This is a genomic window from Campylobacter sp. CNRCH_2014_2849, from assembly GCF_025772845.1.
GTDB classification, from domain to species: Bacteria; Campylobacterota; Campylobacteria; order Campylobacterales; family Campylobacteraceae; genus Campylobacter_D; species Campylobacter_D lari_D.
This window is the reverse complement of record NZ_JAKMSW010000006.1, coordinates 119,594-134,859: the sequence shown is the minus strand read 5'-3', so window position 1 is coordinate 134,859 and position 15,266 is coordinate 119,594. Positions and strand designations below refer to the sequence as shown.

Sequence of the window (15,266 nt, the reverse complement as noted above, 5' to 3'; positions counted from 1 at the left end):
CATCATCATCTTCAATATGGCTAGTGCTTTTTTAAAACACAACTATTACATTTAAAATAGTTATCGTTTTAAACATACAATATCTTTACTAACTTCTAAAACTATCTAAAGCATAGCATTTATATTTTATTTTACAGTATAAACAGGACATAAAATAAAATATTTAGTATAGTATAATGTAGAAGAAAAAATTTAAATGGTAATGATTTTAAAAATGTTTATAGCTTTGAAAAAATAGCTAAAATTATACTAGGGGTTAAATCTTTAAAATAAGATTTAATCTACTTTAGCAATTCATATAATAGCAAATATTCTATTTTTGAAATTGTTTCTTGAATATATTAACACTTACTCTTCATTAGTCAGGCAGTATTTTTCTTTATTAGAATTTAAATTCACAATATTCTTTCCTTGAAATTCACACTCTAAAAATTTTAATACATCACCTATTTAGCAAAACAATATCACTTTTTTACACATTTTTACAATAAAATACAAAGTATGTGCAAAAGTATGTGCAAATGAAAAATATTTCATTAAAGTATGGATATTTAGGAGTTTAGTTGGTAAATTACACGCCTGCTAAATCCACCATTTATTTTGCATTACAACTTGATTTTCAAAAAAACATTTTCCGATGATTTTTTAGTATTTTGATGATATTTTTGCAAATTTCTTTCTTTTTGCTTTCTTCTATTTGAAGTTTATCTAAAAAAGTTTCTTCAAGAGTGTTAATAAGTTGCATACATTCTTTTGCATTAAATCTTTCTACTTCGTTTAAAGGTGATAACGCTTTTAACAATAAATCTTTATATTCCATAAGAGTTTTAATATCTACCTCTGAAAGCTGGGCTAACAGAGATAGAAATTGTGCAAAATTATACAGTGGCATATATTTCTTTCTTTTTCCACAACATTATAAAATGTGCCTATATATCCGACTAATAAAATCTTTCATGATCTCCACCACCAAAAGTAACCGCTCGTGTTTCTGTGACATTTACACCTAAAGTATTAAATCTCATTGTAAAAGTAGGAGTATCGGTCAATGGTTTAGTGCACCATGTAGTTGATATTACAACTTTTGCTTCACCAGAATTATCAAATTCTTTATCCCATCTTTGTATAATTGGCACAGTTTGACCAAGGCCAACTAAGAGATTAGTTCCACTAAAATCAACTTTTTCTCCTGCAATTCCATCGGTTAATGTTAAAGTTGCACTGGTGTAGCATGAAGCAGGATCTTTCCAAGTATCATATATTGCATGAATGCGTTTTTGCACCTCAATACTTCCTACAATTGCTTCAGAATCAGCTCCATCCCATTCTTTATATTTCACTTTAAGACTAAAAATTCTACCGGTGTGTTCAGTAACTTTTCCAATAGGTTTAAAATTTAAATAAACTGAACCTTTATCATCAGTATGAAGCGTGCCTTTATTTACAAAATTAGTATAACCAAGATACTGATCTGGTTGAACATCTACACTAGAGTTTGGAATTAGTCCATATAGCTCTATAGTTGTTCCTGTATCAAATGGAATATTATTTACATTTATTCTTGGACGAATTGGACCATTAAATACAGCTGTTTCACTAGCTTTTTCACTTCCATCTTCATATTCAACGCTTACTGTTATCGGACGAGTATTAGGATCAATTGTTCTAAACTTAGTTAGCGCAACACCTTTACTATCAAAATATTTTGGAATTAGATCTTCTTTTGGAAGTACTCCATCGCCGACAATACTCCATTTTATTTTTGCATAAGGAGTGCCTTTTGCCAATATACTGACAGTTTCAATCAAATATGGATTTAACCTTGTTTTACCAAGAGTTAATTGAATTGGAATCTTCTTATAATTTAATTCTTTACTTAAATTTTTACCCATAGCATTTACACTAATTACAGGGTTAACTTTAAATGGAGCTTTAGAAGTAATAACTGCCTTGGCTTCACCACTAGCATTAAATGTTGCATCATGACTACTTAAAGTAGCGTCTCCACTTAAGCTCCACTCTATTTTTTCATTAGCTTTACCACCTTTTAAAGTTACTTCGGAATTTTTATTAGGTTCTGCAATAATAGTACTTGGATCAGCATTAAAGGAAATAGTGTATTGATAAAGTTTGATTTTATCTAAATTAAGTTCCTCTTTAATTTTTCTTGTTTTCATAAAGCTAAACTTAATAGTAAGTTCTTTAACACTAGGATCACTAATACCACTAAATTCTAAAGTAGCTTCACCTTTATCATTAACATTAAAGCTTTCTTTTTTAGCTTTTACTCCTTTACTTCCACTGATATTATCAATGGTTGAATTTGGTAATAAACCACTTACTTTTAATACATAATCACTTTTATAGTCTATGGTTTTTTCTTGAGCTTTAAAGCTTGGATAAGTTATTTTTGGAATATAAACCATGTCATTATACTTAATACTTTTTGTAAAAGAACTACCCAAAGCATTGACTTTTAACATAATATCATTCTCAAACGGAGCTTTAGAAGTAATAGTTGCTTTAGCTTCACCACTAGCATTAAATGTTGCTTCTTGATTACTTAAAGTAGCATCTCCACTTAAACTCCACTCTACTTTAGAACCTGTTTTTCCACCTTTTAATACAGCGTGTACTACTTCTCCTTCTTGAGTATAAAGTGTTTCTTTATCAAGTTCTAAATTCAATTCTCTTTGATAAAGATTAATTTTATCTGCAGTTATTTCAGCCTTAGTAATAACTGATTTCATATAACTAAACTTAATAGTAAGTTCTTTAACACTAGGATCACTAATACCACTAAATTCTAAAGTAGCTTCACCTTTATCATTAACATTAAAGCTTTCTTTTTTAGCTTTTACTCCTTTACTTCCACTGATATTATCAATGGTTGAATTTGGTAATAAACCACTTACTTTTAATACATAATCTGAGTCATAGTCTATGGTTTTATCTAATGTTTTCCAAAAACTTACTTTATAAGAAGGATATTCTATTTTTGGAGTATATACAGTTCCATCTATATAAGTTAATGTTTTAGTGAGGTTTTGGCCTAAGGTATTTACACTAATTACAGGGTTAGTTTTAAATGGAGCTTTAGAAGTAATAACTGCCTTGGCTTCACCACTAGCATTAAATGTTGCTTCTTGATTACTTAAAGTAGCGTCTCCACTTAAGCTCCACTCTATTTTTTCATTAGCTTTACCACCTTTTAAAGTTACTTCGGCATTTTTATTAGGTTCTGCAATGATAGTACTTGGATCAGCATTAAAGGAAATAGCGTATTGATAAAGTTTGATTTTATCTAAATTAAGCTCCTTTTTAATACTACCTTGTTTGATATAATTAAACTTAATAGCAATATCTTTAACACTATAATCACTAATACCACTAAATTCTAAAGTAGTTTCACCTTTATCATTAACATTAAAGCTTTCTTTTTTAGCTTTTACTCCTTTACTTCCACTGATTTTATCAATAGTGGAATTTGGCAATAAACCGCTTATTTTAATATTAAAATCATCTATATAATCTATAGTTTTTTCTTGGGTTTTAAAGCTTGGATATTCTACTTTAGGAGTATATTCTTTAATCTCATAAGGCAATTCTTTTTTAAGATCTTTAGTCATAGTTTTAACTTCTAAATTTGGATTAACTTTAAATGGAGCTTTAGAAGTGATAACTGCCTTAGCTTCACCACTAGCATTAAATGTTGCTTCTTGATTGCTTAAAGTAGCGTCTCCACTTAAACTCCATTCTATTTTTTCATTAGGTTTACCACCTTTTAAAGTTACTTCAACATGATCAAGTTTTGGATCTTTTAAAGCTTTGTTATTATCACTTTCATAAGCATGAATTTTATCTTTACTAAAACTAATGCTTGGGGTATATTGGTGGAGTTTGATTTCTCCACTTACTTCTTGAGTGCTAGCTGCGCTTTGATTATAAGTAGCAATGATTTGTAATCTTTTAATATTGAAATCTTTTACTCCTTCAAATACTACCTTACTCTCACCTTTATCATCAGCTGTACTTTCTTTATCGTTACTAATTCTTAAAGTTTTATTGCTTTGTATATCTTTAGCTTTCCATAAAACTTTTGTTTTTGGCATTAAACCTTTAAGTTTTACTTCAAAGTCGCTTTTATAATCAATCATTCCTTTTTCAAAGTCTTGATAAGTCACAGGATCTTTTCCAGCAGGAAGCTCCATAGTGGCTGTATAATTTTTAATCTCTAAATCTTTACTTCTTTCTTTTACTAATTCATCACTCATATTCTTAGCAATGATTTTTACTTTTTCATTTCCACTAAGTCCTATGATTTCTACATTACTCTCACCTTTATCATCAGCTATTAAATTAAGCTCCTTAGTAGTTTTATCTTTATCAACAAATAAAGCATTATCTCCTTGTATACTCCATTTAACTTTTGTAGAATTAGCTTTTAAGTTTTTATAACTTGCATGAGTTTTTTCTTTATTACCTATAATAGCTTTATCTAAGATAATATCATTATCTCCATAAATTGCTATTTGAACAAATGTTTTTAAAGTAACTCCCAATACATTAACAATGATTTCAGCTTTTTCTTTATCTTTCATGTTTACATCAGGTTTATAGATGATATTTGAATTTCCATCTTTATCAGTTTTATCTGAATTTGGCGTTTTTTCTAAACTTCCTTTACCATTTAATTTCCAATGAATTGCCAAATCACCTGCTAAATCATTTCCTGTAAATGTGATTAGAGATTTTTCATATCTTTGTATATTAGAAGGTTTAGCAAATATCCTAAAGTCTTCTTTTGGAGCTATGATAGTAATAGGGAAACTTTCTTGAGCATTCCCTGCTTTAGCAATTAAATTGGTTTGATGGACTCCATAAGAATGGATTATTTTTACAAAAACTTTTCCATTACTATCAGTAATATAATGATTTCCATCTTTTAAGATTACACTTTTTTGTTCAGGAGTTACACTCATAGCAACATTTTTAACTGCTTGATTAAAGCCATCTTTAAGCATAATACAATGAGTATTACCTCCCAAATTTCCGCAATAAGAAATATGATAAGTATTGTTAATAGCTTTATATTCAAGCACCATAGAATAATCTCTATCTATAAAATGAGTTCTAGAGCCTTCAATGGTATTATTTATACCTGCTAATTTTGTATCAAAAGCGTGTTTGAAGGCATCTTTATCTAAAGGTATGTTAAAATTCATAGCTATATTTGTGCCTTGTTTATCACTTTCATTACTTCTTTTATGGCTTAGCGAAAAAGTTAATGCAGGACAGGGTGAGTAAGTAATACCTCCTTCATACACTAAAGGATTTTTTTCTAAATCTTCATAGTAGTTTACATTGCCAAATGGAGCTACTTTTTCTCCATACCATTTACTCATATTAGCAAAAACAGCTACATTACTCATGGAAGGAAAAGCATATTTAATACCCATATCCCAGCCATTAGCAGGGCGTTCTAAGAAAGTTAGATCATTATTTGCATTTTTAAAATCATAACTATTAATCCAATCACTTAATCTTTGATAAATATTAGCATGGAAAGCTAGTGTATCTAACATACTTTCAAAGCCCAAAGATATTCTTTTATGCTCTCTACTAAAATCATGATCATAAACTAAATTTAATCCTAGCATGATATTTCCTGAATTATCTAATGCTAATGCATTAGGATAATATCTTATACCACCACCAAAATGACCTATGATTCTATTATTATCATATCCACCTATACCGCTTTGTAGAAAATAAGATATTTTTGGATTATCTTCACTCATAATAGGCAAAAGAACTTTAGCATTACCACTTAAACCACCCCTATCATTATAGTTTAAATTAAACTCACTATTAATGGAGTGATTAAGAGTATGTAAATATTCTTGGATTAAAGTATTAGCTTGTAAGCTTAAATAATTGCTTGCTAAATCTCTTATAAGCTCATCTCTTTCTTTACTATCTTTGGCATTATATACATTGCCTATAGTTTGAATAACACCAATAACCTTATTAGACAATTCTTCATCTTCTTTACTAAGATTAGAATCTTTCTTTGGTTTTTCTTCTAATAGTTTTTTGACTCTTGAGTCAATGTTATTATGTTCTTTAAGTATTTGCTTTTGATCATGGTTTACATGATTAAGTGCAAGAGTTTGATTGTTATCTATAATGATTTTATCTTGATTTTTTAAAATCATTATTTGAGAAAAAAGAAAAGTGTGAATGATTAAAACAAGTAAAAGTGTTTTTTTCATACCCCCCCCCCGAATCCTTTGCATAAAATTTTTTATTTGTGATGAGAATATGATAACACAAAAAATACAAAAGTGATAAAAAAGTTATAAAAATATTGAAAAATAGCCAAAAAATTAATAAATATAATAATTATTTATAAATTATAATCAAAATTACTTTTATTTTTTATTAAAAAAATGCAAATAGATTTATTATTATTTAAATATATATGAAAAAAACTTATCATTTACTTTTTAAAAACAATGAAAAATAATCTTTTTGAATTTTTATATTTATATTTTATTATACTATTTAACATTTTTAAAAGTATTAGCATTTAGTATTTTAGATAACAGTGTAAGGTGTATTTATCATATTTGGTATATAAAGTATAAATACTAAGCTTATATATAGTAATAAATAAAGAGTATAAATACCTTATTATACTCTTTAGATAACTACAATATAGCGTTTTTGTATAAATTTGATAATAGTTGTTATAATCTTAAAATTACTTATTAAAAAAATATATTTAATTATAATTTGTATGTTTTTATAATTTGGATAATAGGTAAAAGAATATATATAATATTTAACATAAAATAAAAAGTGATTAAATAAAGTTAGATATATAAAGATATTTATAGTTTTATATGTTATTTTTATAAATTAAAACAAACATATTTCACAATTAAGCAAGATTAGCACAACCAAGAATTATTTAGAAACAAAAATTTTTTGAGAAATATAAAAAATGACTTTAAGTAAAAAAGAATTTGCTGAAGTATTAGGCGTTTCTTCAGGAACTATTGATAATCTAAGAAGAAAAGGTAAAATACAATCTATGGAAGTATCTTGCTATGTATTATTTTCCATTGAAGAAATAGCTAAAGTTATATCAGGAGTTAAATTTTTAAAATGAGATTTAACTATACAAATTATTGAATTTTCAAAAGTATATGTTATTTAGATATTTAATTTCTAAAGTATGGATACTTAGGTGTTTGATTAATAAACCACACGCTTTCTAAATCCACCATTACTTCTCTATCACGAATTATTACTACAATTAAAATCTTTTGACAAATTAAAAAAATATTTTTTTGTACACACTTTAAAGGAAAATCAGCAATTAAGAGCTTAAAAATTTAACTGTTGATAAAAAACTTATATCAAAGTGCTTGTACTAAAAATTTATATATTGAAGCTAGGGTTTTTCATGGAAATATTGATAAGAATTTTTATTTTAGATATAAACTTAATAAAAAGGGTATTCTTTTAAAATAGGAAAATATCCTATAACCATATTAACACGGGCAAGAGAGATTGCAAATGATTATAACGACATGCTATCATAAGGCATTAATCCAAAAGAACATATTCAAAAAGAAAATACTAAAAATCAAAATATAAAAAAGCACTTTATGGTACTAATAAAGTTCAAAGTTATAAAACTTCACAGATGAAGCAAGATTTAAAGAATTATTACTTACGATTAATAAGTATTTTTACAAAAGTTGCTTTGCAAATTAGTCCATATTTATTTTTTAAGAAGTGCTAATATTAGAAATTTAGAATGGAAAGAAATAGATTTTGATAAAAAAATTATTATTCGTGCTAATAAAGTTAAAGCAAGAGAGGATTTTATTATTCCGCTAAGTCAGAGTGTTTTAGACTTGCTTTTATATGTTAAAAATTTTTCTTACTCAAATTCAAAATATTTTTTTCCAAGTAATATAAGTAAATCTAAAACAATGAGTAAAAACACATTAAATCAAGCCATTAAAAGATTAGGTTTTGGTGATAAAATACTATATCATGGTTTTAGAGCTACTGCTTCAACTTTTCTTTATGAGTATAAAAATATTCATAAACAAGATAGTGAAGTTATAGAACTATGTTTAGATCATAGAGAAGGAAATAAAGTAAAAGCAGTATATAATAGAAGCTTAAGACTTGATGATGGAAGAGAGTTAATGCAATGGTGGAGTGATTTTATCGATAAATTAAAAAGAGATAAGTAGTTTAATTTTATAATGTTTGCAAATTATAAACACATAAGAACTTTTTAATTTTTGTAAATTTAATAGTATTTTATTGAATATCTTTAACGCAATTATTCTATTAGTAACTTTCTTAATACACTATTTTGTGAATTTATATATTCTACAACAACACTTTTTTTTATTTTATTTTCATCTAAATCTAAAAAATCTAAATAAGCTTGAAATAAATGATTATTTAAATCATCGTCAAATTTATGATTTATAACCATATTCTTAGAAAAATGATTAAAAAATTTCTTACAAAAATCGTTATTATTTTTAAATAGCTGTACTAATTCTTCTCTTTTAAAAAAATTATATTGCTTGATCGCTTCGGGATAAAAACTACTTTCTATATTTTCATAGCTATTAATAAGTGCATTAATATTTTCATACTTGTTTATTTTGAGTTTTTCTTTAGTTTCTTCATAATAATCTTTCCATTTTTCATTTTCTAATAATTTTAAAAGTGCTATGTCAGATCTATAATCATGATTAAGATCAAACTTAAATTCTTCCATAACAAGAGCTTCTATATAGTGCTGATTGATTTTTTCTTCTATGTCGCTTAATTTTTTCTTTGTAATTTGTGTGTAGGTTGAAAGTAAATTTTGATAAAAACCATAAGGAAAGCGTGTTATTCCATTTTCTGAATAAAAGTCTATTTTTAGGAGTGAATTTTCAATATCTTTTACAAATTGTTCATCACTTAAATTACCTACCAAATATTCTATCTTGTAGTTTTGAAGTTTATAATAAAGTTCAATTTTTAAAGTTTGATAAAAATCGCGTCTTAGTTGGTATTTTTCTTCTTTATTTAAATAAAACATATTTTTTAGGTATTTTTCATAAAGATGGTAGTTTGAGGAAATGTCATTTTCTTCTATTTTAATAGAAAGGTATTTTTTAATTTGAAATATTAATGAGATATAACTTAATTTTAGAGCATCTGAAAATGTTTTTTTATTGTCATACTTGCAAAACAATAAAAAACATTGCTTGTTAAAATAATCTATATGTTCTAACACATGATATAGCAATCTTAGATTTCCATTGCATTGTTCTTTATATCTTTCAAAAATAATATTTCCAATAATATTTTTTATCTCGTCTGTAATTTTAGTATATTTATTTACTTTATCTTTTATAATTGCTTTTGCTACTTCATCATTGTTTTTTATGGTTATTTCACAATCAATAACCTTTTCTTTGTATATTCGATACCAGTTTTTACTATTATATTGTTTGGTTTGTTCTTCTTTAGCTTTTTGATACCAACTATTAAAATCTTGTTCATTCTCTTCTTCTTTATTATTTTCAGTCAAATTATCATCTTGTTCTTTTAATTCTTCCTCATGAAAAATCACAACAACATTGCATTCTTTTTCTTCTTTAAGTAAATTTACAAGTCCTAAAATTTCTTTCAAAGAAAGATTATCAGATTTTCTTTCTATGTTATCAAAACACACAATAATATTATAAAAGTCTTCCTTTTTTAAAAAGGAAAAAATAGCATCACTATCTATATCTATTAAGCCACCACTTATACTTTTAACCAAACCTTCTAAACCTTTAAAAGTTGTTTTGGTAATTTTATTATAATCTCCATGTAGGCTTACAACTATTTCTTCTAATATTTGCTTATAACTTTCTTTGCCAAAAAGATCTATATAGACAACTTTTTTATCTTTAGAAAGTTTCTTTTCAACTTGTTTCCATAAATAAGTTTTACCTATACCCCAAGATCCATTTATAGCTAAACATTTTTTAGATTTTTTATTTAAAAAATTTGCGATAGTGTCAATCTTATTCATTATACACTCCTATAAAATATTTATGTAATTATATAAAATTATTTAAGTTTTCTATGTAACTATCCTCCAAACCTTAAAGCTATAGATAGTTACATATTCTTTTTAAAATACCCCTTACAGCTACGCACTCAGACAGCCTTTCTTTTTTTAAAAAATATATAAAAAAATACATACGCATACGCGAGAGAAAAAACAAAAAAAGTTGAGTAATTTTTTTTCAATATTTAAACGAATTTTTGTTTTTTCTGTTATTTAATATTAAATTAATTTTTTGACTTTTATAATTATTCATATATCAAAAATAATCATAGAAAGACTCAAAAATGAAAAAAATTATCTTAGGTTTAGCAGTTATTGCTTCATTATCTAGCGTTGCTTCAGCTTTAAATCATAGTTATCATAGCAAGAAAAATTTTAATAATTCACAACAAGAATATATAGAAGGTAGAAGTATAACTTGTGCAACTTTTCATAATTGCCAGACAATACATCAACCTATTTACCAAGAAGCTTTTTGCAAATGGAAAGGATATTGTTAATGTTTGTTAATACTTGTCACGGCTTGGTAGATACCAAAGTAGAATATCGAGATAAACCTGCATTAGAAGAGGCGATTGCTAAACAGCAAGAAGATACAAAAAAAGTAGAAGCTGAAGCTAAAAAAGAAGAACAAAGTAATTCTACAAATGCTGATAATCAAGCAAATACTGGCAAAAAAGATCGGCTTTTAGATATATCTGCTTAATCTTAATATTAGGGCAGTGGGTTTTGTCCATCTTCCGTGCTACGCACTCAGACAGCCTTTCTTTTTTTAAAAAATATATAAAAAAATGCATACGCGTACGCGCGAGAAAAAACAAAAAAAGTTGAGTAATTTTTTTCAATATTTAAACGAATTTTTGTTTTTTCTCTTATTTAATATTAAATTAATTTTTTAGTTTTTATAATTATTCATATATCAAAAATAATCATAGAAAGACTCAAAAATGAAAAAAATTATCTTAGGTTTAGCAGTTATTGCTTCATTATCTAGCGTTGCTTCAGCTTTAAATCATAGTTATCATAGCAAGAAAAATTTTAATAATTCACAACAAGAATATATAAAAGGTAGAAGTATAACTTGTGCAACTTTTCATAATTGCCAGACAATACATCAACCTATTTATCAAGATGCTTTTTGCAAATGGAAAGGATATTGTTAATGTTTGTTAATACTTGTCACGGCTTGGTAGATACCAAAGTAGAATATCGAGATAAACCTGCATTAGAAGAGGCGATTGCTAAACAGCAAGAAGATACAAAAAAAGTAGAAGCTGAAGCTAAAAAAGAAGAACAAAGTAATTCTACAAATGCTGATAATCAAGCAAATACTGGCAAAAAAGATCGGCTTTTAGATATATCTGCTTAATCTTAATATTAGGGCAGTGGGTTTTGTCCATCTTCCGTGCTACGCACTCAGACAGCCCCCGCACCCCAATTATCGCAAATCATAGCACCTTAACAGGTGCGATTTGCTAAAGCACCAAAAAGGAAAACTATCTATTAAACCCAAACCCTCTATCGTTTCTTTTAGTTTTTGCTTGTTCAAAAGAATTTTCAAAAGCTCTTTGATATTTAAGCTCTTTTTCTATTCTTTCGGCTTTTAATGGAAATATTTCTTTTAACTGCTCCACACTTAAATTTTTTTCGCACCATCTGCCTATTTCTTTTAGTCGAGTTTCTAATCTTTCATTATTTGTTTTGTGTGTTTCAAACAAAGTTCTTAAAGTATCTCTATCACCTTTGACTTTATCCACTTAATATTTCACTATCTCCTATCACATAGACTTTTGTGAAAATCCATCCCCTGCTTTTTTTAATATATAAAAACGCGTACGCGCGAGAAAAAACAAAAAAAGTTGAGTAATTTTTTTCAATATTTAAGCAAATTTTGTTTTTTTCTCTTATTTAATATTAAATTAATTTTTTAGTTTTTATAATTATTCATATATCAAAATTTTAATCATAGAAAGGATTAAAATGAAAAAAATTATCTTAGGTTTAGCAGTTATTGCTTCATTATCTAGCGTTGCTTCAGCTTTAAATCATAGTTATCATAGCAAGAAAAATTTTAATAATTCACAACAACAAGATGGAATTTTAACTTGTGAAAATTTTCATAATTGCCAGACAATACATCAGCCTATTTATCAGCATCAAGCTTGTGCTAAATTAGATATTTGTATAAATCACTAAAGGATAATGATGGGATTAGTATATTCTCAATGTTGTAATCAAGTTATTGATACAAGCTTGCGTTATACAGTAAAACCACTATTAAAACTTGAAGAAGCTAAATTTGAACAAGAAAAAAAGCTGAGAATGATAATACAAAAAAAGTAGAAGCTGAAGCTAAAAAAGAAGAACAAAGTAATTCTACAAATACAGATAAAGCAGACAATAAAAAAGATCAGCTTTTAGATATATCTGTTTAATCTTAATATTAAGCGGCAGACTTTGTCCGTGCTCCGTGCTACGCACTCAGACAGCCCCCGCACCCATTTTAGCACAAAACATATGGCACCTATAAGGTGTATTTTATTTAGAGAAGAAAAGGTGCTTCTTTTGAAAACCTTATCTTGCTTCTTCTCTTCTTCATCACGGTGATTGCTATTTAATGGCATTAAAAGCTGTATTTTTAAAAGTGTTTAAAAAAGATTTTCTAAATCATTCATTTGTGTAGTTTCTTTGATATTTACAACCGCACTCCATTTATAGTTTTTTACTTAAAAATTTTATCCTATAAGTTTGATATATTTTTCATAGCATTATTTATGATTTCATTTTTTAACGCAATTGTTTGTTTAAAATAACTAAGCGATGAAAATCTTTATTATGTTGGATTTGTATAAAATTGGATTTTAAAATTAATACTATATATTTATCTCATTGTCATGTTTATCTATAATTATTTTAAAATAATTGATAATTTTTTCAGGATTTTTATTCCATTTCTTCAAATGTTTAAAAATCAAAACTGCTATATTTATTTTAAGCTTCATTGTAGTTGGTTTTAACAAGACCAAATCAGTGATTTACATATAAATATGGCTTAGTTATATCAATCAAGCAATGAAGAAGATTATATTTTTTAAAAAAGAAAGAATTTTACTTGTAGTTCATACTATATAGAAGGCAGTACGGCTTACATTATTTCAACATCAAACTTAATCAATATTTTTTAAAGATTATTGCAGTGGTTAGATGTTTATTATCTTTAATATTCAAGAAGAGTATAAAATAAATTTTATTTCATGTTATCAACTTAGAAAACAAGAGTATAATTTATTCTTATATCATTTAATGACTCATAAAAAAAGAGAGAGTAATCATTAATAAATCTTGATTATTATTACAATAACATAATAATTGCTACAATATACCTTAGAATAATTATACAAAATATTTTAAAATTAATTTCTTATACTTATTTTGTATTGCTTCAATGTGAAGATTAAAAACATCAAGATAAAATATTATCACACAAGTTCGAACACATTTGGCACTTTCTTAGTTAATAAAACTACTATCTTTTATTTACCAATCAAGAAATATTTGATTAATAAAACTAACTAAGGAATATTTATCCAAACAGATTATTTATTTAGATGTATAAAAGGATTTGCTAAATTAAGAGAATATAGTTATATTTTTGAAATAAAACATAAAATAATAGAACAAAGAATAAAAATTATATCTTTCATAAGCATCATGGTTTAAAAGCTACTTTAGAAGCTTTTAATATAGATAAAAAGATACTTTTTAGAAAACAAGAAATTTATCACAAAAATAATGATAATTTAAATACCCTAAATACAAAATACACTAAAGTAAAAAATATAAGAAGTTCTTTTGATTTGGAAATTACTTTAAATATTAAAATACTTAGGCATATTTATATAAATTTAGATAAAGAAAGATTGTATTATTTTTAAAGCCTACCTCCTAGTGTTTCCACCATAGGAAGAATCATCTCTAAAGATAAAATGAGAATAACACTTACAAGAATTAATTATCTAGGTCAAAATAAAAGCTACAAGAGAGAGTTAAAAATAGATAACTAAAAAAATCTTAAAACAACTCCTATGAATACTTGGGTAATAGATACTATAAAATATGTCGATAATAAAATAAAAATATATACTTACTATGATAGATTTAGTTACAAGAATTGATTATACTGTAGCTTTATCTCCTAAAAAGACAAGATATACTAGCATATCTTAAAAGTTTTGTTATTATCTTAAAAACTAATAATACTCATAAAAGAATTTAGTATACTCACAGATAATGGCTGTGAATTTAAAAAACTATGAATGTTTTATTTAAAGAACTTAACACTACTCATTATTGTACTTATCTAAAGAATCTTAGAATGAATATTCATAATGAAATATTTAATAAAACCTTAAAAGAAGCATTTGTTAATCATTATAAAGATTTATTATTTATAGATCTTAAAGAATTTAATCAAGAAATGATTAAGTAGTTAGCAGCTTATAATACTATCTTGTTGCATCCGGCTTTAAAATATAAAGCCCCTCCCATTTGCTCTTCATCAATTAAGAAATATTTTTCTTTGTTAGACTTTAAATCAATATTGTTTTTTTCTTGCACTCTAAAAATTTTAATACATTACCTATTTAGCAAAAAATATCATTTTTTTACATTTTTACAATAAAATACAAAGCATGTGCAATATTAATTAATAAATCATACGCCTATTAAACTCGCCATTTATTCTTGTTAAATATATTTTATCTATTTTATTCTTTGTATTGTATTTTTAAAATTTCAATAATTTTAGAAATTTTAAATTAATTTGATTTCAATATTGCTAAAAAACATCTGTTGAAATAGATTATAAATTATTTTTATATAATGGTTGCGAAGGGGAGATTTGAACTCCCGACCTTCGGGTTATGAGCCCGACGAGCTAACCACTGCTCTACTTCGCGGCATCATATGAAGTGGATGGGGTAAAGGGATTCGAACCCCTGAATGACAGGACCAAAACCTGTTGCCTTACCGCTTGGCGATACCCCAATAGAAATTTTTTATTTAAATTAAAAGTGATATTATATATTATTTTTTATACAATGTCAAGAAAAAT

The 15,266-nt window shown here is 26.0% G+C and carries 12 protein-coding genes and 2 tRNA genes; 8 read left to right on the top strand and 6 right to left on the bottom strand.

The genetic code is table 11. The features are described 5' to 3' along the window. Positions 1–619 precede the first annotated feature (619 nt). Together L8X33_RS05720 and L8X33_RS05715 are read right to left on the bottom strand one after the other, a co-directional pair. Entirely contained in the window at positions 620–892 is a 273-nt protein-coding gene (locus L8X33_RS05720) for a hypothetical protein (protein ID WP_263670205.1), read from the bottom strand. 49 nt (positions 893–941) lie between these two features. Then, positions 942–6,275 (bottom strand): inverse autotransporter beta domain-containing protein, encoded by a 5,334-nt coding sequence (locus tag L8X33_RS05715; protein ID WP_263670203.1) that lies wholly within the window; start codon positions 6,273–6,275, stop codon positions 942–944. Between the two features lie 734 nt (positions 6,276–7,009). Between L8X33_RS05715 and L8X33_RS05710 the strand changes: the two genes are divergently transcribed. Next, the gene (locus L8X33_RS05710) at positions 7,010–7,177 is read left to right on the top strand and encodes a helix-turn-helix domain-containing protein (RefSeq protein ID WP_263670202.1); all 168 of its coding nucleotides are present in this window, start codon (positions 7,010–7,012) and stop codon (positions 7,175–7,177) included. 595 nt (positions 7,178–7,772) lie between these two features. Continuing rightward, entirely contained in the window at positions 7,773–8,279 is a 507-nt protein-coding gene (locus L8X33_RS05705; RefSeq protein ID WP_263670200.1) for a tyrosine-type recombinase/integrase, read from the top strand. Between the two features lie 92 nt (positions 8,280–8,371). Here the strand turns inward: L8X33_RS05705 and L8X33_RS05700 are convergent, their stop codons facing one another. Beyond that, entirely contained in the window at positions 8,372–10,114 is a 1,743-nt protein-coding gene (locus tag L8X33_RS05700) for a KAP family NTPase (protein ID WP_263670198.1), read from the bottom strand. A 323-nt stretch (positions 10,115–10,437) separates the two neighbouring features. Between L8X33_RS05700 and L8X33_RS05695 the strand changes: the two genes are divergently transcribed. The 4 genes from L8X33_RS05695 to L8X33_RS05680 all read left to right on the top strand — a co-directional run bounded on the left by L8X33_RS05695 (position 10,438) and on the right by L8X33_RS05680 (position 11,522). Continuing rightward, positions 10,438–10,653, top strand: coding sequence for a hypothetical protein (locus tag L8X33_RS05695; protein WP_263670196.1), 216 nt, complete (start codon positions 10,438–10,440; stop codon positions 10,651–10,653). After that, on the top strand, positions 10,653–10,859 hold the full coding sequence (locus L8X33_RS05690; protein WP_263666861.1) for a hypothetical protein: 207 nt from the start codon (positions 10,653–10,655) through the stop codon (positions 10,857–10,859). The genes L8X33_RS05695 and L8X33_RS05690 overlap by 1 nt, the downstream gene beginning before the upstream one ends. 241 nt (positions 10,860–11,100) lie before the next feature. Continuing rightward, positions 11,101–11,316 (top strand): hypothetical protein, encoded by a 216-nt coding sequence (locus L8X33_RS05685; protein WP_263670194.1) that lies wholly within the window; start codon positions 11,101–11,103, stop codon positions 11,314–11,316. Next, positions 11,316–11,522, top strand: a complete 207-nt coding sequence (locus tag L8X33_RS05680; protein WP_263666861.1) for a hypothetical protein — start codon at positions 11,316–11,318, stop codon at positions 11,520–11,522. The genes L8X33_RS05685 and L8X33_RS05680 overlap by 1 nt, the downstream gene beginning before the upstream one ends. A gap of 127 nt (positions 11,523–11,649) precedes the next feature. Here the strand turns inward: L8X33_RS05680 and L8X33_RS05675 are convergent, their stop codons facing one another. Then, positions 11,650–11,910: a hypothetical protein gene (locus tag L8X33_RS05675; RefSeq protein ID WP_263670193.1), complete on the bottom strand. Its 261-nt coding sequence runs from the start codon at positions 11,908–11,910 to the stop codon at positions 11,650–11,652. Positions 11,911–12,133: 223 nt separating this feature from the next. On the opposite strand from L8X33_RS05675, the gene L8X33_RS05670 reads away from it, so the two are divergent. Beyond that, a complete protein-coding gene (locus tag L8X33_RS05670; RefSeq protein ID WP_263670191.1) occupies positions 12,134–12,349 on the top strand; it encodes a hypothetical protein in 216 nt (71 codons plus the stop codon). A gap of 9 nt (positions 12,350–12,358) precedes the next feature. Beyond that, positions 12,359–12,496: a hypothetical protein gene (locus tag L8X33_RS05665; RefSeq protein WP_263670189.1), complete on the top strand. Its 138-nt coding sequence runs from the start codon at positions 12,359–12,361 to the stop codon at positions 12,494–12,496. Between the two features lie 2,539 nt (positions 12,497–15,035). Here the strand turns inward: L8X33_RS05665 and L8X33_RS05660 are convergent. Next, positions 15,036–15,111 (bottom strand) — tRNA-Met (locus L8X33_RS05660). 13 nt (positions 15,112–15,124) lie between these two features. Beyond that, a tRNA-Gln gene (locus L8X33_RS05655) sits at positions 15,125–15,199 on the bottom strand. Positions 15,200–15,266 lie beyond the last annotated feature (67 nt).

Bases quoted from the DNA above. Each gene is read 5' to 3' on its own strand.
- L8X33_RS05720 (WP_263670205.1), bottom strand. From the start codon at position 892: ATGCCACTGTATAATTTTGCACAATTTCTATCTCTGTTAGCCCAGCTT.
- L8X33_RS05665 (WP_263670189.1), top strand. From the start codon at position 12,359: ATGGGATTAGTATATTCTCAATGTTGTAATCAAGTTATTGATACAAGC.
- L8X33_RS05700 (WP_263670198.1), bottom strand. From the start codon at position 10,114: ATGAATAAGATTGACACTATCGCAAATTTTTTAAATAAAAAATCTAAA.
- L8X33_RS05715 (WP_263670203.1), bottom strand. From the start codon at position 6,275: ATGAAAAAAACACTTTTACTTGTTTTAATCATTCACACTTTTCTTTTT.
- L8X33_RS05690 (WP_263666861.1), top strand. From the start codon at position 10,653: ATGTTTGTTAATACTTGTCACGGCTTGGTAGATACCAAAGTAGAATAT.
- L8X33_RS05685 (WP_263670194.1), top strand. From the start codon at position 11,101: ATGAAAAAAATTATCTTAGGTTTAGCAGTTATTGCTTCATTATCTAGC.
- L8X33_RS05695 (WP_263670196.1), top strand. From the start codon at position 10,438: ATGAAAAAAATTATCTTAGGTTTAGCAGTTATTGCTTCATTATCTAGC.
- L8X33_RS05670 (WP_263670191.1), top strand. From the start codon at position 12,134: ATGAAAAAAATTATCTTAGGTTTAGCAGTTATTGCTTCATTATCTAGC.
- L8X33_RS05710 (WP_263670202.1), top strand. From the start codon at position 7,010: ATGACTTTAAGTAAAAAAGAATTTGCTGAAGTATTAGGCGTTTCTTCA.
- L8X33_RS05680 (WP_263666861.1), top strand. From the start codon at position 11,316: ATGTTTGTTAATACTTGTCACGGCTTGGTAGATACCAAAGTAGAATAT.